Annotated in this window: 17 protein-coding genes; 7 read left to right on the forward strand and 10 right to left on the reverse strand. The window is 31.7% G+C overall.

Annotation, left to right across the window (positions count from 1 at the left end):
* Positions 1-50: 50 nt before the first annotated feature.
* Positions 51-740, reverse strand: coding sequence for a metal-dependent hydrolase (locus AC2FB1_RS08675; protein ID WP_490674821.1), 690 nt, complete (start codon positions 738-740; stop codon positions 51-53).
* Positions 741-870: 130 nt separating this feature from the next.
* Here AC2FB1_RS08675 and AC2FB1_RS08680 point away from each other — a divergent pair, with 130 nt between their 5' ends.
* On the forward strand, positions 871-1,926 hold the full coding sequence (locus AC2FB1_RS08680; protein ID WP_490674822.1) for a M24 family metallopeptidase: 1,056 nt from the start codon (positions 871-873) through the stop codon (positions 1,924-1,926).
* A 79-nt stretch (positions 1,927-2,005) separates the two neighbouring features.
* Here AC2FB1_RS08680 and ald read toward each other — a convergent pair whose 3' ends face one another.
* Positions 2,006-3,124, reverse strand: a complete 1,119-nt coding sequence (gene ald / locus AC2FB1_RS08685) for an alanine dehydrogenase (RefSeq protein WP_490674823.1) — start codon at positions 3,122-3,124, stop codon at positions 2,006-2,008.
* Between the two features lie 166 nt (positions 3,125-3,290).
* On the opposite strand from ald, the gene AC2FB1_RS08690 reads away from it, so the two are divergent.
* Complete coding sequence (locus AC2FB1_RS08690; protein WP_490674825.1) at positions 3,291-3,788, forward strand: universal stress protein; 498 nt, start codon at positions 3,291-3,293, stop codon at positions 3,786-3,788.
* Between the two features lie 181 nt (positions 3,789-3,969).
* Here the strand turns inward: AC2FB1_RS08690 and AC2FB1_RS08695 are convergent, their stop codons facing one another.
* The 7 genes from AC2FB1_RS08695 to ezrA form a co-directional block, all read right to left on the reverse strand.
* Positions 3,970-5,166, reverse strand: a complete 1,197-nt coding sequence (locus AC2FB1_RS08695) for an acetate kinase (RefSeq protein WP_490674826.1) — start codon at positions 5,164-5,166, stop codon at positions 3,970-3,972.
* Positions 5,167-5,248: 82 nt separating this feature from the next.
* Positions 5,249-6,196, reverse strand: a complete 948-nt coding sequence (locus tag AC2FB1_RS08700) for a class I SAM-dependent methyltransferase (protein ID WP_490674827.1) — start codon at positions 6,194-6,196, stop codon at positions 5,249-5,251.
* 122 nt (positions 6,197-6,318) lie between these two features.
* Entirely contained in the window at positions 6,319-6,813 is a 495-nt protein-coding gene (gene tpx / locus AC2FB1_RS08705) for a thiol peroxidase (protein WP_490674828.1), read from the reverse strand.
* Between the two features lie 93 nt (positions 6,814-6,906).
* Positions 6,907-7,692 (reverse strand): sulfite exporter TauE/SafE family protein, encoded by a 786-nt coding sequence (locus AC2FB1_RS08710; protein ID WP_490674829.1) that lies wholly within the window; start codon positions 7,690-7,692, stop codon positions 6,907-6,909.
* A 30-nt stretch (positions 7,693-7,722) separates the two neighbouring features.
* A complete protein-coding gene (gene thiI, locus AC2FB1_RS08715) occupies positions 7,723-8,946 on the reverse strand; it encodes a tRNA uracil 4-sulfurtransferase ThiI (protein WP_490674830.1) in 1,224 nt (407 codons plus the stop codon).
* Positions 8,947-10,083 (reverse strand): cysteine desulfurase family protein, encoded by a 1,137-nt coding sequence (locus tag AC2FB1_RS08720; protein WP_490674831.1) that lies wholly within the window; start codon positions 10,081-10,083, stop codon positions 8,947-8,949.
* 154 nt (positions 10,084-10,237) lie between these two features.
* Positions 10,238-11,932, reverse strand: a complete 1,695-nt coding sequence (gene ezrA / locus AC2FB1_RS08725) for a septation ring formation regulator EzrA (RefSeq protein ID WP_490674833.1) — start codon at positions 11,930-11,932, stop codon at positions 10,238-10,240.
* Positions 11,933-12,062: 130 nt separating this feature from the next.
* Between ezrA and AC2FB1_RS08730 the strand changes: the two genes are divergently transcribed.
* Both AC2FB1_RS08730 and rpsD read left to right on the forward strand, forming a co-directional pair.
* A complete protein-coding gene (locus tag AC2FB1_RS08730) occupies positions 12,063-12,530 on the forward strand; it encodes a GAF domain-containing protein (RefSeq protein WP_490674834.1) in 468 nt (155 codons plus the stop codon).
* A gap of 230 nt (positions 12,531-12,760) precedes the next feature.
* Positions 12,761-13,363, forward strand: coding sequence for a 30S ribosomal protein S4 (gene rpsD / locus AC2FB1_RS08735; protein WP_490674835.1), 603 nt, complete (start codon positions 12,761-12,763; stop codon positions 13,361-13,363).
* Positions 13,364-13,414: 51 nt separating this feature from the next.
* Here rpsD and AC2FB1_RS08740 read toward each other — a convergent pair whose 3' ends face one another.
* Complete coding sequence (locus AC2FB1_RS08740; RefSeq protein WP_490674836.1) at positions 13,415-14,161, reverse strand: glycerophosphodiester phosphodiesterase; 747 nt, start codon at positions 14,159-14,161, stop codon at positions 13,415-13,417.
* A gap of 77 nt (positions 14,162-14,238) precedes the next feature.
* Between AC2FB1_RS08740 and AC2FB1_RS08745 the strand changes: the two genes are divergently transcribed.
* The 3 genes from AC2FB1_RS08745 to serA all read left to right on the forward strand — a co-directional run bounded on the left by AC2FB1_RS08745 (position 14,239) and on the right by serA (position 17,534).
* A complete protein-coding gene (locus AC2FB1_RS08745) occupies positions 14,239-14,682 on the forward strand; it encodes an OsmC family protein (RefSeq protein WP_490674837.1) in 444 nt (147 codons plus the stop codon).
* Positions 14,683-14,785: 103 nt separating this feature from the next.
* Positions 14,786-15,949: a pyridoxal-phosphate-dependent aminotransferase family protein gene (locus AC2FB1_RS08750; protein ID WP_490674838.1), complete on the forward strand. Its 1,164-nt coding sequence runs from the start codon at positions 14,786-14,788 to the stop codon at positions 15,947-15,949.
* Positions 15,939-17,534 (forward strand): phosphoglycerate dehydrogenase, encoded by a 1,596-nt coding sequence (gene serA / locus AC2FB1_RS08755; protein ID WP_490674839.1) that lies wholly within the window; start codon positions 15,939-15,941, stop codon positions 17,532-17,534. Before AC2FB1_RS08750 ends, serA begins: the two co-directional genes overlap by 11 nt.
* Positions 17,535-17,662: the final 128 nt, after the last annotated feature.

A 17,662-nucleotide genomic window follows, 5' to 3' on the forward strand; every position in this document is an offset into this window, starting at 1 on the left:
TCTAATGTCTACTTTGAAGGGATTAAGACTCAGGCTCATGCTATAGATTATTAAAACGTGACTTCATCACCTGGTTGTAAAATTTGTACTTCTCCTTGTGTTACTGCTTCTTTAAATTTCTCTGGATCTTGTTCAATTAATGGGAATGTATTGTAATGGATAGGAACAGAAATTTTAGGTTTAACCAATTCATTTATTGCATAACTTGCATCTTCAATCCCCATAGTAAAATTATCACCAATAGGAATAAAGCATACATCTACTGGATGTCGTTCAGCAATTAATTTCATATCGCTAAATAAACCAGTATCTCCTGCATGATAAATCGTTTTACCTTCTGCTTCAATGATGACACCCATTGGCATACCCAAATAAATAGGAATTCCATCTTCATTAGTATAACTTGAACTATGAAAGGCTTGAACAAATTTCACTGTACCGAACTCAAATTTATACTTACCGCCAATATTCATACCATGAGCATGTTCAATTCCATGGTAAGTTGTTAGATAGCCTTGTACTTCAGCAGAACCAATAACTGTAGCATGATTGCGATTAGCTAATTCAACCACATCACCAAAATGATCGCCATGTCCATGCGTTAAAATAATATAGTCCACATCTAATGTCTGCTCATCTAAATCACTTTTATCATTACCAGAAATAAATGGATCAACAATTACTTTTTTACCATTACTTTCAAAATAAATCGTTGATTGTCCATGAAATGAAAGTTTCATATATAGAACCTCCTATAACTTAATACTATTATTATACCCTGATAATTACATTTATAACTTGAAAACACTTTGAATTCATTTCTATTTAGACGTAAAATTAAATTGATTAAACTATAGGAGGATACGTATTATGACTAAAACAGACGAAATTATCGCAACATTAAAACATAAAAATGCCGATGCAGCATGGATTACTACTCCACTTAATATATTCTACTTCACAGGTTATAAAAGTGAACCTCATGAAAGATTGTTTGCGTTACTTATAACTTCAAATGGTGAATGCACATTATATTGTCCTAAAATGGAAGTTGAAGAAGTTAAGCATTCACCTTTTAATGGAAATATTGTTGGCTATTTAGATACTGAAAGTCCTTTCGATTTAGCACCCCATACATTTAATAAATTATTAATTGAAAGTGAACATCTCACTGTTAAACGTCAACGAGAACTGACAAATAACTTTAACGTTGAAACGTATGAAGATATCGATTTAACTATAAAAAAGCTAAGAAATATTAAAGATGAAAAAGAAGTTAAAAATATAAAAAAAGCTGCTGAACTTGCAGATAAATGTATAGATATTGGTGTTTCATTTTTATCTGAAGGCGTAACTGAAAGAGAAGTTGTAAATCATATTGAGAATGAAATTAAAAAATATGGTGTCAGTGAAATGAGCTTTGATACAATGGTATTATTTGGAGACCATGCTGCATCTCCGCATGGTACACCTGGAGATCGAACATTAGTTAAGAATGAATATGTTTTATTCGATTTAGGTGTAGTTTATAATCATTATTGTAGTGATATGACAAGAACTGTAAAATTTGGTGAACCAAGTAAAGAAGCAAGAACGATTTACGATGTGGTATTAAAAGCGGAACAAAGTGCCATTGAAGCAATTAAACCAGGAGTTCCTTTACAAAATATAGATAAAATTGCTAGAGACATTATTTCAGAAGCGGGGTACGGTGATTTCTTCCCTCATCGATTAGGACATGGACTCGGTTTAGAAGAACATGAATATCAAGATGTATCAAGTACAAATACAAATTTACTTGAAGCAGGTATGGTGATTACAATTGAACCTGGCATTTATGTACCTAATGTCGCTGGCGTCAGAATTGAAGATGATATTTTAGTCACTGATACTGGGTTTGAAGTACTTACACATTATAATAAGTAATTTAAAAGTTAAATCTCTCTTTTATATCAAAAAAGCGGAATAGGCACTCATATTCCGCTTTTTATTGAATTAATTTAGATTATTCTTTTAATGCATCTTCAATAGATGTATAAGTTAAATCAAAAGCTTCTGCAACACCTTTATTAGTTAAATAGCCTTTATACGTATTTAAACCTAATGAAAGAGGCTCATTTACTTTAAATGCCTCTTTATAACCTTTATTAGCAAGTAACTGTGCATAAGGTAAAGTAGCATTATTAAGAGCAATAGTAGAAGTACGTGGAACTGCACCAGGCATATTCGCTACTGCATAATGTACAACACCGTGTTTAACATAAGTTGGATCATCATGTGTCGTGATTTTATCAGTAGTTTCAAAGATACCACCTTGGTCAATAGCAATGTCGACTACTACTGCACCGTCTTTCATTTGTTTAATCATATCTTCAGTAACTAAACTTGGTGCTTTCGCTCCAGGAATTAATACTGCACCAATAACTAAGTCACTTTCTTTAACTGCATTTTCAATATTAAGTGGGTTAGACATTATTGTATTAACACGACCGTCAAACAAATCTTCTAATTCCGCTAAACGTTTAGGATTTACATCTAAAATAGTTACATCTGCACCTAATCCTAAAGCAATTTTAGCAGCATTTGTACCTGCTTGACCGCCACCAATAATGGTAACTTTTCCTTTTGGTACACCTGGCACGCCACCAAGTAGAATACCCATTCCACCGTTAATTTTTTGTAAAAATTCTGCACCAATTTGAGCTGACATACGTCCTGCAACTTCACTCATGGGTGTTAATAAAGGTAAAGAACGATCTGGTAATTGAACTGTTTCGTAGGCAATACTTACTACTTTATTATCAACTAATGCTTGAGTAAGTTTTTCCTCATTAGCAAGATGTAAGTATGTGAATAAGATAAGACCTTCTCTGAAATATTTATATTCTTCTTCTAATGGTTCTTTTACTTTAATCACCATGTCTACATCCCAAGTTGTTTTTGCATCATTAACTATTTCTGCACCAGCTTGTTTATAATCTTCGTCTTCAAAATATGAACCAGAACCTGCGTTTGTTTCAACAAGTACTGTATGTCCTTGTTCAACTAATGCATGTACACCACTTGGTGATAAACCTACTCTATTCTCATTATTTTTTATTTCTTTTGGAATACCGATTTTCATTCCATCCACCTCCACTTCTTATGGTAACGCTAAAGAAATGAAAGCGCAATCAACAAAAACGTACAGCGTACAACGTACAATGTACACATATTTGTTAAAATATAAATATTAAATATTCAGAAATTTATGTTAAAATATAATTAAGAAAAGCTAAGGGGGAATTAAGATGTTAACTTATAAAAACATTTTAATCGCAGTTGATGGTTCACACGAGGCAGAATGGGCTTTCAACAAAGCTGTAGACGTTGCTAAACGAAATGATGCTAAATTAACTATTGTTAATATTATCGATTCAAGAACTTACTCTTCTTACGAAGTGTATGATGCTCAATTCACTGAAAAATCTAAAGGTTTTTCTGATGAACTTTTAAAAGGTTATAAAGAAGTGGCTTCACGTGCAGGTGTTACAAATGTAGAAACTCGTCTAGAATTTGGATCACCTAAAGCTATTATACCTAAAAAATTAGCAAATGAATTAGGCGTTGACTTAATTATGTGTGGTACATCTGGATTAAATGCAGTAGAACGATTTATCGTTGGTTCTGTTTCTGAATCAATCGTTCGTCATGCCCCATGTGATGTACTTGTCGTACGTACTGAAGAAATTCCAGATGATTTCCAACCTGAAGTTGCAACTCCTGAATTTAGAAAACAATTTTCTTAATAAAGTAATATATTTAAATAAAGAGGCCTGAGACATAAGGATTTGTCTCAGACCTCTTTAATATGTTAAAGATACATCATCAGGGTGGGACCACAAATTCAACATGAATTTTGTCCTATTCCCCTGTTACGTTCTAAAAAACGATGAGATAAGTTTAATCTCATCGTTTTTTTAATATATCTTATAATTCACCGAATTTTACTGTGTCTCTTGCAATCATAACTTCTTCATTAGTTGGAACAACAGTTACTTTAACTGGAGAGTGTGGGTAATTTATAAAAGCTTCTTCACCGTGAGTAGATTCATTTTTCTTAGGATCCCAATAAACACCCATAAACTCTAAGCCTTCTAAAATTTTAGCACGTATTGGTGCTGAATTTTCACCGACACCTGCTGTAAAGACAATAACATCAACACCATGCATTCTAGCAGCATAAGAACCAATGTATTTGTGAATTCTAGAAGCAAAAATATCTAAAGCAAGTTCAGCTCGTTCATCGCCATTTGCAGCTTCACCTAATAAATCACGTAAATCACTTGAAGTACCAGAAATACCTAATAATCCAGATTCTTTATTTAAAACTGTTAAAACTTCATCAGCAGTTTTACCTGTTTTTTCCATAATAAATGGAATTAACGCTGGGTCAATATCTCCTGAGCGTGTACCCATTGTTACACCTGCTAACGGAGTGAAGCCCATTGATGTATCGATAGATTTCCCACCATCAATTGCAGCAATTGACGCACCATTACCAATATGACAAGAAATAATACGTAATTCTTCAATAGGTTTTTCTAAAATGTCAGCCGCACGTCGTGATACATATTTATGGCTTGTACCATGGAAACCGTATTTACGAATACCAAAATCTTCGTAATAGTTATATGGTAAACTATACAAATAAGAACTTTCTGGCATAGTTTGATGGAATGAAGTATCAAAAACCACAACATGTGGAATATTAGGTAATAACTTTCTAAAGGCACGAACTCCCATTAAGTTTGCAGGATTATGTAATGGCGCTAATTCACTTAATGACTCAATTTTTTCCTCTACTTCATCAGTGACTAGAGCAGATTTAGGGAATAATTCTCCGCCATGAACAACACGATGACCTGTTCCAGCGATGTCGTTAATATCGTTGATAATACCATGTTTTTGGAAGCTATCTAACATCATATTAATTGCTTCTTCATGATCTTTAATATCTTTAACTCTTTTTACTTTTTTACCATTTACTTCAATTGTAAATATTGAATCTTTAATACCAATACGCTCAATTAAGCCCTTTGTAACTAATTCTTCTTCAGGCATTCTAATAAGTTGGAACTTTAAAGAAGAACTTCCAGCATTAATCGCTAAAACTAATTTAGACATGATCCATTGTCCTCCAATTTATATATTAAATATTCATTTCTATTTAACCATTAACACAGAAGTAATTCAAGAATATCACAGTTTATTTTTTTGAATGATTTGTGTCCATCCATTCATTTAATTCATTAATAAAACCATGAAATTGATTAGGATTTTTAAAATCTGGAATATTAGCTAATAGCACTTCTACAGGCTTAGTTTCATTCACTTTTTTCTTTTGTAGTATTAAAATTGATTTGCGTGCATTTTCATTTTTAAACAATGTTTTGGGAAGGTTTAAAAATGCTTGCATTTCAGTTTCTGTAGCAATGAAATTTTGTAACTGTTTCACATGTTCATCTTCAAAAATATTACTAGGCACTACTAAGAAAGCATATCCACTTTGTTTTAAAGCATAGACGGCTTGTTCGATAAGTAAAAAGTGTGAATAACTATGTCCCTCTTTGAAACCAAGTTGCATTTCTTTACTACGTTCATCTAAAGGATAATATCCAATTGGAAAATCTCCAATAACAACATCTGCTTCCTCCAATGGTAATGGCATAATCGCATCTTGAGGATACACATCAAATGGTATTTCTAAAAAATTCGCAAGATGCACGCTAACTCTAGATAAAACAGGATCAACTTCAATTAAGTGGTGCATAACTTCTCTTTCTTTTAATACTTCATTCACCGTAGCACTTAAATGGCCAGCTCCACTTGCAATATCCACAACTTGTAATTCTTTATTATTTTCTGTAAATTTTTGTACTAAGAAACCTAAAATCAAACCAATAGAATCTGGTGTAATTTGATGATTTGCCTGAATATTTTCTTCTTGCAATAAGCTTAAATAAGCAAATTGAAATGCTTTTCGACGGTCTTGAAGTGTTGCTTGTTCTAACAAGGTACGCTGATTACGATATACATCTTCCATTGCTAAGCCTAGATTTTCTATAAAACTTTGCCCATTTTCTTCATTCAATGACTTAGCTTTATTATCTAAAGTACGGAATAACCTTTCCATAATTGTTTGTTCTTCTGCCATATTCAATTCCTCTCCAATAAAAAATGTCCATAATGCGAATGCCTTAAAATGAAATCATTCATTTTAAAATACATATGGACAATTTTAGTATTATATCTTTAATTTAATCATTTAATATTTATTTAAATATTTCGATAAGCTTCTAAAGCGTCCTCAAAATTTGGGAAATCAGTACCTTCTTGAACTAATTCTTTATAAACTATACGATTATTTTCATCTAATACGAAAACAGAACGAGCTAATAGTCTCAATTCTTTCATAACGACACCATAATTTTCACCAAATGATAAGTCTTTATGGTCACTTAACGTAATCACATTTTCTAAACCATTTGATGCACACCATCTTTTTTGAGCAAAAGGTAAATCCACTGAAATTGTGAGTACTACACCATTTTCCTGAGAAGCCTGTTCATTGAATTTGCGAGTTTGTTGATCACACACACCAGTATCAATCGAAGGAACGACACTAATCAGTTTCTTTTTCCCTTTAAAGTTATCTAAAGTAACTTCATTTAAACTATTATCCAAAACTTTAAAATTAGGAGCTACATCTCCTTTTGAAACCTCAGTTCCTGCTAAATGTATAGGATTATTTTTAAAAGTAATTTCTGTCATATTGAATGACCTCCCATTAGTTATTTGAATTATAATTTAATGATACGATAGTATTTAAACGCATTTCAATCATTTAAGACGCTAACTACAATTTTAATTAGAGATGATTTGCATGATATAATCATAAGCATTTTTTATAATGAGTAAACTGGTGACTACAATAAATAAAATTTTGACATAACCTACACCGTTTTTGATTGCAAAATGTGCACCAGTATATGATCCAATCACCATACTGACTGCCATAATTAATCCATAAACAATATTTACTTGTCCGAGAACAAGAAATAATGTTAGTGCACCAATATTTGAAGCAAAATTTAATACTTTTGCATTTCCAGCTGCACTTAAAAAATCAAAGCCAAACATTAGTAATATAAACAACATAAAGGATCCAGTACCACCACCTAAAAATCCATCATAAAATCCAATTAAAAGTAGTAGTGATATAAAGACAATTGCTTTACTAATAGTAAATTGAGAAAACGTTCTGACATTGCCCCAATTTTTTTTAAGAATGGTATAAATTAAAACAAGAGCCAATATGACGATTACGAGTGGTTTTAAAACTTTTGATGGCAAAAAGGTTGCTAAGCTTGCCCCACCCACTGCAAATATAAACACAAGTGGAAATAGTCTAAATACTATTTTTGTATCAACGTTTCCAGATTTTAAAAATTTGATTGTACTCGTTAATGAGCCAAACGCACTTGCTAATTTGTTTGTGCCTAATGCTAATGATGGCGACATTCCTATAGCTAATAGTGCAGGAATTGAAATTAAGCCACCACCACCCACAACGGCATCTATCAATGCTGCTAAAAAACCAAAAGCAATAATAACGAAAATAATATGAAAACTTAATTCTATGATGCCCACCCCCTATTAAATTACTTTAATACTTTCATATTAAAATAATTCATCTATGAGCGCATCAGTATTTTTATCTTTTTCAGTTTTATAATCTTTATTAATTACTAATGTTTCCACATTATCTGCTGCTTCTTGAATAAGATTATCAAAGTTAAATACACTTTCATATTTAATAACTTTATCAAAATCTGGTTCAGTTACAGGATTTTTGGGTGTGAAAATTGTACAGCAATCCTCATAGGGCTGTATTGAAATATCAAATGTTCCTATTTCTTTTGCTTTTTTAATGATGTCTTCTTTATCTAAAGAAATAAGTGGTCTTAAAATAGGTGTAGACGTAACATCATTGATTGCATACATACTCTTTAATGTTTGACTTGCTACTTGACCTAAATTTTCGCCATTTACTATAGCATTCGCTCCAATACGCTCTAAAATAATATCTGTCACTCGTAACATTATACGTCTAGTAGATGTCATAGTATATCTTGGGTGTACAGACTTATTAATTTGTTTTTGAAGTGCTGTGAAAGGAACAATGTGTAATTTAATTGGTCCTACACGTTCAGATAGTATACGTGTCAATTCAATCACTTTGTCTTTCGCTTTTTCACTTGTAAAGGGTGGACTATGAAAATGAATAGCTTCTATTTTTACCCCACGTTTCATAATTTCCATACCAGCTACCGGTGAATCAATTCCACCTGATAGCATGAGAAGTATTTTACCACCTGTGCCAATAGGTAACCCGCCAGCACCTTCGATAACTTTAGTATAAATATATACGCCATCTTTACGTACTTCTACTCTCATATTGTGAGTTGGTTGTTTTACATCTACTTTTAAATGATCAACTGATTTTAAAATGGCGCCACCTAGTTCTCTTTGTAGTTGATACGTATCTAATGAAAAAGATTTATCTACACGTTTTACATCTACTTTAAAAGTATCTCCATGAGCAAAATCTTTAGCTAATGAGATACAAAGTTGTTTCATATCTTCCAGATCTTGTGTTGTTTTAAATACTGGACTAATAGACTTTATGCCAAATACTTTCGTTAAACGATTCATAACTTCACTAACATCCGCTTCCTCAAAAAGCGAGATAAACATGCGATCCCTCTCTCCTTTAACTCGCGTACCTTCTAATGAGCGTAATGATCGAATAACATTTTCTTTCAATACATTTGTGAATCTTCTTCTATTTGTTCCTTTTAACGTAAGTTCTCCATATCTTACCAAAATATGATCATATCTCATTTATTTTAGCAACTCCTTTATTTCAGCGTAGATTAATTTAAATTTATCTTTAAACTCTTCAATTTCTTTTTCTGTAGTAGTTTCACCCATGGATAAGCGAACGCTTCCCTCTATTTTGTTGTCTTTAATTCCCATTGATAATAACACTTCATTTAATTCTTCTCTTTTAGAGGAGCATGCGCTGGTAGTCGATACCATAATATCTAATTTTGAAAACGCATTAACAAGCACTTCTCCTTTTACTCCTGGAAAAGCAATGTTTAAAATATGTGGAGCTCCATTTTCTGGAGAGTTAATATAAACTCCCTTATATTGATAAAAATAATCTCTAAGTTCTTTATTATAGCGCGTTAGACGGTGATTAAGTTCATTTAAATTTTGCACAGCCATTTCCATTGCTTTCACAAGTGAAACATTCATTGCTAGATTTACGGTACCGCTTCTAATTCCATACTCTTGACCACCGCCAAATACTGTGGGTTCAATTTTTTCCTTATTATCAATAATTAATACGCCTTGACCTTTTAAACCATTAAATTTATGACCACTAAAACTAATACTATTTACATTCTCTAATTGCATTGGAATTTTTCCTAAAGCCTGTACGCCATCTACATGAAAATGTGCCTTAGGGTATTGTTTTAATAAAGAGGCAATTTCTTTTATTGGTTGTATTTGTCCCATAACATTATTAACATACATACATGTCACTAAGCCCACATTATCCGTCATTAATTGTTCTAAATGTTTGATATCTATTTGGCCATTTGGTGTCACGTTCACGTATTTCAATATAAATCCTTGTGTTTCTAGATAACGCATCACTTCTAATACTGAAGGATGTTCTAATACTGAGGTAACGATTTCATTCGCAAACTGTTTTTTTCTTAATGCGATACCTTTGAGTGCAATATTATTAGACTCAGTTGCACCACTTGTGAAAATAACATCAGTAGTTTTATTAAGATTTAATATCTCTTTCACACGCGACTTACCCTGTAATAATATTTGTTCTGCTTGTAGACCCATTTGATGAGGACTATTAGCATTATAATAAGCTTTCTCACTTACTTTTAGAAATGAATCTAGTACCGCTTTGTTCGGCTTTGTAGTGGCAGCATTATCTAAGTAAATCATATGACACACTCACTTTCATAAATAACATAACTAAAAAATTTTTTCTGACTTAAAAATAGACACTAAAGCATTATACTATTTTTTTAAAAAAATAAAAGAGAATGACCTAGAAATATGTGATTGTCTAGGCCATTCTCTAAATATAAGAGCTATATTATCCTTTAATTACTTCATTTTCAATGTGTTTTGTTATACCAGGTTCTACACTTTCAAGTGCTTGTTCTGATACTTCAATTGAGCGTTTATAACGGTTATTCTTAAATAAACGTTCTGCTTCATTTAAACTTTTATCTACATTATGATGATCTTTACGATATCTGTTTCCATATTGAATTAATCGCTCTGCATAGACTGCATTAACTAATACATCATTCGCTTCATCCTCAAAAGTATTCATTTGAATCACAATTTTTGAAACTTTATCTTTAAGTTGTTTAACGTGAAGCGGACGTTCATTGAACTGTTCGTTGACAGCTCTTACTTCATGGTCGATTTCATTTTTCATAATAACAAATCGTTCTGGAACACTTGTTAAGTTTGAAGCAAGAAGTCGACGATAAATCTCTTCTTTTTTCGATTGAATTTTTAAGAGATTATCTTCAGCCTCAGCTTCATCTTCTCTAAGTTGAATCAGATGATTTTGTAGTTTTTCTTGGTTTTCATTTATCACTTTTACATGTTCGTCTAAGTACTCTAGATTATCTTTTACTTCACTATATCTCACAGCAGATTTAGACATTTCTTTTAGAATATCATCATATACTGTAACTAAATTTTGTATTTCATTTTCATGTTGTCTAATGCTATGAACATCACTTTCATTAATGAAATAGTTTTCGCGAATATAGTCGATTTCTGTTCTAAGCGTATAATTCATTTCTCTCGCTTTAAATAATTCATTTGTTATATCTTCTTTTGTTTCTTCAACTTCATTTTTAGCTTTCACTTCATGCTCAATTAAATCATACATTTCATCAAGTTTATCATTAATTTGTTGCAATTTATCATTAGCTTCTTCTAATTCAAGACGACTAATCATAGGTTCTACAAAATTTAATTCAGTTTTTAAACTTTGTAATGTGCCATCAATTTTGACGTGATCCAAGTCATAACCATTTACTTTTAAGTCTCTACAACCATATTTTAAATCTTGGAATTGTCCTGGTAACTCTTTTTGAGCTTCTCTAATTAAATCAGGAATTTCATCCATATATTCTTTTGTTTCATTAATAGAGTTATTTAATCCCGTAATATGATTATGAGCTTGTACGTAGTTACCTTCTTCTTTCAGCATTTCATACTGATCAAGTTCTGGTTCAAATGCCTCGATACGTTTTTCAAGTGGAGCTGCTGCTTCTCCAAATTGATGTCTATTTGCTAAAACATCTCTTTTCATTTCACGATAATCTGTTTTACATTTTTCATAGATTGCTTCGTTATCTTTATGTAGAGAAAGAATTTCATTTACTTCATCTACTTGTGATTGATAGCTAGCTTCATATCTATCCATTAATTCATGAGCATCATCAATCTCAGTTTGTGCCCCTGCAAATTGGAATTTATCAAGTTGAAGCTCAGCGTCATGAATTTTTTCTTCTACTGGCGCTAAATAATTATTAGTATGATCTAATGTATCTTGTTTTAACGCGTCATATTTCGTTCTCGTTTCACCTTTAAGATTTAAAGCTGATAACTTTTCTAAATTATCTTCAAAAGGTAACTGTTGAACTTTTAATTTACGTTCTTCTGCTTGCTCAACGATTTTACGTTTGTTAGAACGTAAATAAAACATAATACCGACAGCAATCAATATAATAATAATAATTGCTAATATAATGTATAAAACCATCTCATTCTCCTCCTATATTATCATTATTATAACGTATCTTATCCTGTCATTAAAATAAAATTCAAAGAATTGATTGAAAAATTTTTTACATTTATACTAATAATCAAAATATTGATAGAGAGGTTTAAAAATGCCAACAATTAAAGAAACAAATTACAACTTATTAGGTAAACAACTTGCAAGTCTAATTGAAGATGAAACAAATCTAATTGCAATTTTAAGTAATACATCCGCTTTACTAAATGACAACTTAGATCAAATCAATTGGTTGGGATTTTATTTAATTGAAAATAATGAACTCATCTTAGGTCCTTTCCAAGGTCATCCTGCTTGCGTACATATTTCTATAGGAAAAGGTGTATGTGGGACTGCTGTTGCGAATAATCAAACACAACTTGTAGATGATGTTAATGCCTTTCCTGGTCACATCGCTTGCGATGCTAATAGTAAATCTGAAATTGTCGTTCCAATTCATGTTAATAATGAAATAATCGGCGTGTTAGATATTGATGCGCCTATTACACAACGATTTAGTAAAGACGATCAACAAGGACTAGAAGATATAGTTTCTATCTTAGAAAACCAATTATCAAAATAATAAATTTAAATGATTCCTTGACACTTTTTAAAATAATGGTACAATGAATTTTGTGTGAATTAACGAAAATAGCAGTTGTATATTATTAAGCTCTATGTTGTTCCCGATGTGGACGTGTCGTGTAACTGTAGCTATAAGGTGAAGACACATAAAACAATATATCTTAATGAGCATGCAACACTCTTTTTTGTTTATTCATTCCAACAAAAAAGAAAAGGAGGAGTCTTATTATGGCTCGATTCAGAGGTTCTAACTGGAAAAAATCTCGTCGTTTAGGTATCTCATTAAGTGGTACTGGTAAAGAATTAGAAAAACGTCCTTACGCACCAGGACAACATGGTCCAAACCAACGTAAAAAATTATCAGAATATGGTTTACAATTACGTGAAAAACAAAAATTACGTTATTTATATGGAATGACTGAAAGACAATTCCGTAACACATTTGATATTGCTGGTAAACAACATGGTGTACACGGTGAAAACTTCATGATTTTATTAGCTAGCCGTTTAGATGCAGTAGTTTACTCATTAGGGTTAGCACGTACACGTCGTCAAGCTCGCCAATTAGTTGGTCATGGTCACATTGAAGTTGATGGTAAACGTGTTGACATCCCATCATACGCTTTAAAACCTGGTCAAGTTATCTCAGTTCGTGAAAAATCACAAAACTTAGATATCATTAAAGAATCTGTTGAAATCAACAATTTCGTACCAGAATATTTAGATTTCGATGCTGACAGCTTAAAAGGTACTTTCATTCGCTTACCAGAACGTAGTGAATTACCTGCTGAAATTAATGAACAATTAATCGTTGAGTACTACTCAAGATAAGTTGATTAATATTCTACCACCCTTTCCATCTTGGTCAGGGTGGTTTTTTATTTATAATTTAAATATATCATCTGGTATATCTGAAATAATTCCATCTACTCCTAAATGAATCAGTTTCTTCACATCTTTCATGCTATTTACTGTATAAGGTATTACTTTAAGATGATGTTCATGAGCACGCTTTATAAATTTCTTATTTATTAATTTATAGTTAGGATTGATAAATTGTGCATAAGTAGATATATTTTCATAATTAGGTTGTTTATACCAGTATTTCTTTTTACTTATCAAGACACCTAGTGCATACTTCTTCGTATATTTAGATATTCTTTTAACACTTTCAACATCAAATGATTGAATAATAACTCTATGAGATGGAATTTGAAAATGATCAAGTTCTTCAATTAACGCTTTTTCAATACCAGGGTACTGTTCTGGTTTTTTTATTTCAATAAGCAATGTTTTAGAATAATTTTTAAATAAAGAAAGAACTTCGCTAAATGTAGAAATACGCGTATCTTTGAATGTATCCCCATGTTTAATTCCAAAATCAAATTGTTTTAATTCTTCTAAAGTAAAATCTTTTACTTTACCCTTTTGATTTGATGTACGGTCAATAGAATCATCATGAATAACAACTAATTTATTATCTTTTGTAAAATGTACATCAATTTCTAACATATCAATATGTTGCATGAGGGCTGCTTTAAAGCCTTCCAACGTATTTTCAGGATATTTTTGTGACAATCCACGATGTGCAACGATTTGAAATGATTTATTAGGCTTTTGTATTTTCATTTTTAACACCTTTCTTTAAATTAATCATATATTCAACTACACTTAAATTACCATAATGATATAGGAGGTCAATAATAATGGTTAAACATGATTTTGTAGTTCATACTTCATGGCGTGGAGGTCGTGAAGAAATCGGTAATGTTAATGGCGATGTGATTTCTGAACAAATCTCTATTCCCCTTTCTCTTGGCGGTAATGGAACTGGAACAAATCCCGATGAAATGTTAGTTGCAGCAGCCTCCTCATGCTATATCATCTCTTTAGCAGCTACGCTTGAAAGAGCTAAATTTACTAATATTCATTTAGAAATTAAGTCAATTGGTAGTGCAGTTTTTGAAAATGGAAAATTTAAAATGGAGAAAATCACACATTATCCAATAATATCTCTTACAGAAGAACAAAAAACTCATCTTAGGAAACGACTTCCTAAACTATTAAACATTGCTGATCACAATTGTATGATATCTAACTCGATTCGAAACAATGTTGAAATAGAAATACAAGCAACAATTCAAGATTAAAACTAAAAGCGGTCGATTAACCTACCGCTTTTTATTTTAGTCTTTTAAATTTTCAGAATATTTGATAAAATTATAAAATCTTATAGTGGGAGGAAGATTTACGATGTATTATTATGAACCTTTATTATTAACACCTGGACCAACCCCTGTCCCTAATGAAATCACACATGCTCTCAATTTATCAATGATAGGGCATCGTTCTCCAGATTTTGAAGCTATCGCAGAAGAAGCATTTAACCATTTAAAACCAATTTTTGGAACTAAAAATAAAGTAATGATTCTTACATCAAGTGGTACTAGTGTCTTAGAAGCTAGTATGTTAAATATAGTAAATCCTGAGGACCATTTCGTGATCATTGTATCAGGAGCATTTGGCAATCGTTTTAAACAAATTGCTGAAACGTATTATAAAAATGTCCATGTTTATGATGTAGAATGGGGAAAAGCTGTTGACGTTGAAGCATTTGAAACATATTTACGTTCTCTTAATCATGACATTACCGCTGTATTCACTCAATTTTGTGAAACTTCTACTGCTGTACTTCACCCTATACACGAATTAGGAAAAGTAATTAAAGCATTCAATCAAGACATTTATTTTGTTGTCGATGGCGTAAGTTGTATTGGTGCCGTTAATGTTGATTTAGAAAAAGATAATATTGATGTACTCGTATCAGGTAGCCAAAAAGCTTTAATGTTACCACCTGGTTTATCTTTTGTTGCTTATAATAATCGTGCAAAAGAGCGATTTAAAGAAGTTAAAACACCCCGCTTTTATTTGAATTTAAACAAATACTTTGATTCTATTGAACAAAATTCCACTCCATTTACACCAAATGTTGGATTATTTAGAGCAATCAATGCTTATGTTTCACTTATTAAAAAAGAAGGATTTAACAATACAATTCACAGACACTATTTGATAAGAGATGGTTTAAGAGAAAGTTTAAAAGCATTAGATTTAAAATTATTAGTTGATGAAGACTCATATGCCTCTCCTACTGTTACATCTTTTATCCCTCATGATAAAGACGAATTGAATTATATTAAGTCAACACTAAAATCAAGGTTTAATATTACAATTGCTGGTGGTCAAGGCAAACTAAAAGGAACAATTTTGAGAATTGGTCATATGGGAAAAGTGTCATCTTTTGATATTTTATCCGTAGTTTCAGCTTTAGAAATGATTCTTACAGATTTTCGTAAAGTCAATTATATTGGTAAAGCTACATTAAAATTTACGGAGGTAATTCAACATGACGCATAATATTTTAGTATCAGATCCAATTTCAGAAGAAGGCTTAAAATGTTTAATCGATCATCCTGATTTTAAGGTTGATTTTAAATCTGGTTTAACTGAAGAAGAGCTTGTAGAAATTATTCCCAACTATCAAGGCTTGATTGTACGGAGTCAAACTAAAGTTACAGAAGCTATGATTAACCATGCTTCAAACTTAAAGGTTATCGCTAGAGCCGGTGTAGGTGTTGATAATATAGATATAAAATCAGCAACCTTAAAAGGGATATTAGTTGTTAATGCTCCAGATGGAAACACGATTTCTGCTACTGAACACTCAGTTGCTATGATTCTAGCAATGGCACGAAATATCCCACAAGCCTATACATCATTAAAGAACAAAGAATGGAATCGTAAAGCATTTAAAGGAGTTGAATTGTATCAAAAAGTACTAGGTGTCATTGGAGCGGGACGTATTGGTTTAGGCGTAGCAAAAAGATTAAAAAGTTTTGATATGACAGTTTTAGCTTACGACCCTTTTTTGACTAAAGAAAAAGCAGAGCAACTTGGCATTGAACTAGCAACTATTGATGAAATTGCTCAACGTTCAGATTTTGTTACAGTACACACACCATTAACACCTAAAACAAAAGGTATTATTGATGCTAACTTCTTTAACCAAGCTAAACCAACATTACAGATTATCAATGTGGCTAGAGGCGGTATTATTAATGAAAACGACTTACTTAATGCCTTAAATCAACATCAAATTGCCAGAGCGGCATTAGACGTATTTGAAAATGAACCTCCCCTAGATTCACCGCTTCTTGATCATAAAGATATTATTGTAACTCCTCATTTAGGTGCTTCTACGATTGAAGCACAAGAAAAAGTAGCTATTTCAGTTGCTGAAGAAATAATTGATATCTTAGAAAAAGGACATGTTACAAATGCAGTCAATGCGCCTAAGTTAAATTTAAACAATATTGATGAGACAACACAACAATGGCTTCATATTAGCCGTCTTGCAGGTGAATTAGCTATTCAATTATTAAATGATGCACCTAGAGAGATTAAAGTGACCTTTAACGGAGAAAATGCTAAAAAAGAAGCTGATTTAATAACTCGATCAATCGTCACGTCAATTTTAAAACAAAATTTAGGTGAACGCGTGAACTTAATTAATGCAATTGCATTATTAAACGAACAAGGTATCACTCATCATATTGAAAATCGTGCTTCACAGGGGACATTCAGCAACTATATTCAAATTAATCTGATAAGTGAACATGAAGAAGTAAAAATTGGTGCAACTGTAATAGACGGATTTGGTGCACGTATTGTAAGAATTAATGATTATTCAGTAGATTTTAAACCTAATGCTTATCAATTTATTTCTTATCATAAAGACTTACCAGGAATGGTAGGTTTAACAGGTCAACTACTTGGTAAACATGATATCAATATAGCTTCAATGTCTTTGGGAAGAAGTTCTGAAGGTGGACAAGCAATGATGATTCTGTCAGTAGACCAACCTATTACTCAACAAGTTATTAAAGAATTATATGAAATTGGTGATTTTGATAAAATCTACGGTACTACTTTATCAATATAAAAATAAAAAAGGAACGATGATAATATGGACTGACCCCAATTAGTGGGAATGATATAAAAACACTTTCGTTGAATTCATATTAAAATGAATCATGCGGAGGTGTTTTTTCTATGAAAAGAGTTTCTTAT

The sequence above is a fragment of the Staphylococcus sp. CoH_129_LAB_1 genome (assembly GCF_058191515.1).

Excerpts from the sequence above, each read along its gene's own strand:
- AC2FB1_RS08700 (WP_490674827.1), bottom strand. The coding sequence starts at position 6,196 with ATGGCAGAAGAACAAACAATTATGGAAAGGTTATTCCGTACTTTAGAT.
- AC2FB1_RS08730 (WP_490674834.1), top strand. The coding sequence starts at position 12,063 with ATGCCAACAATTAAAGAAACAAATTACAACTTATTAGGTAAACAACTT.
- AC2FB1_RS08740 (WP_490674836.1), bottom strand. The coding sequence starts at position 14,161 with ATGAAAATACAAAAGCCTAATAAATCATTTCAAATCGTTGCACATCGT.
- AC2FB1_RS08680 (WP_490674822.1), top strand. The coding sequence starts at position 871 with ATGACTAAAACAGACGAAATTATCGCAACATTAAAACATAAAAATGCC.
- ald (WP_490674823.1), bottom strand. The coding sequence starts at position 3,124 with ATGAAAATCGGTATTCCAAAAGAAATAAAAAATAATGAGAATAGAGTA.
- ezrA (WP_490674833.1), bottom strand. The coding sequence starts at position 11,932 with ATGGTTTTATACATTATATTAGCAATTATTATTATTATATTGATTGCT.
- serA (WP_490674839.1), top strand. The coding sequence starts at position 15,939 with ATGACGCATAATATTTTAGTATCAGATCCAATTTCAGAAGAAGGCTTA.
- AC2FB1_RS08720 (WP_490674831.1), bottom strand. The coding sequence starts at position 10,083 with ATGATTTACTTAGATAATGCTGCCACTACAAAGCCGAACAAAGCGGTA.
- rpsD (WP_490674835.1), top strand. The coding sequence starts at position 12,761 with ATGGCTCGATTCAGAGGTTCTAACTGGAAAAAATCTCGTCGTTTAGGT.
- AC2FB1_RS08750 (WP_490674838.1), top strand. The coding sequence starts at position 14,786 with ATGTATTATTATGAACCTTTATTATTAACACCTGGACCAACCCCTGTC.
- AC2FB1_RS08690 (WP_490674825.1), top strand. The coding sequence starts at position 3,291 with ATGTTAACTTATAAAAACATTTTAATCGCAGTTGATGGTTCACACGAG.
- AC2FB1_RS08695 (WP_490674826.1), bottom strand. The coding sequence starts at position 5,166 with ATGTCTAAATTAGTTTTAGCGATTAATGCTGGAAGTTCTTCTTTAAAG.
- AC2FB1_RS08745 (WP_490674837.1), top strand. The coding sequence starts at position 14,239 with ATGGTTAAACATGATTTTGTAGTTCATACTTCATGGCGTGGAGGTCGT.
- AC2FB1_RS08675 (WP_490674821.1), bottom strand. The coding sequence starts at position 740 with ATGAAACTTTCATTTCATGGACAATCAACGATTTATTTTGAAAGTAAT.
- tpx (WP_490674828.1), bottom strand. The coding sequence starts at position 6,813 with ATGACAGAAATTACTTTTAAAAATAATCCTATACATTTAGCAGGAACT.
- thiI (WP_490674830.1), bottom strand. The coding sequence starts at position 8,946 with ATGAGATATGATCATATTTTGGTAAGATATGGAGAACTTACGTTAAAA.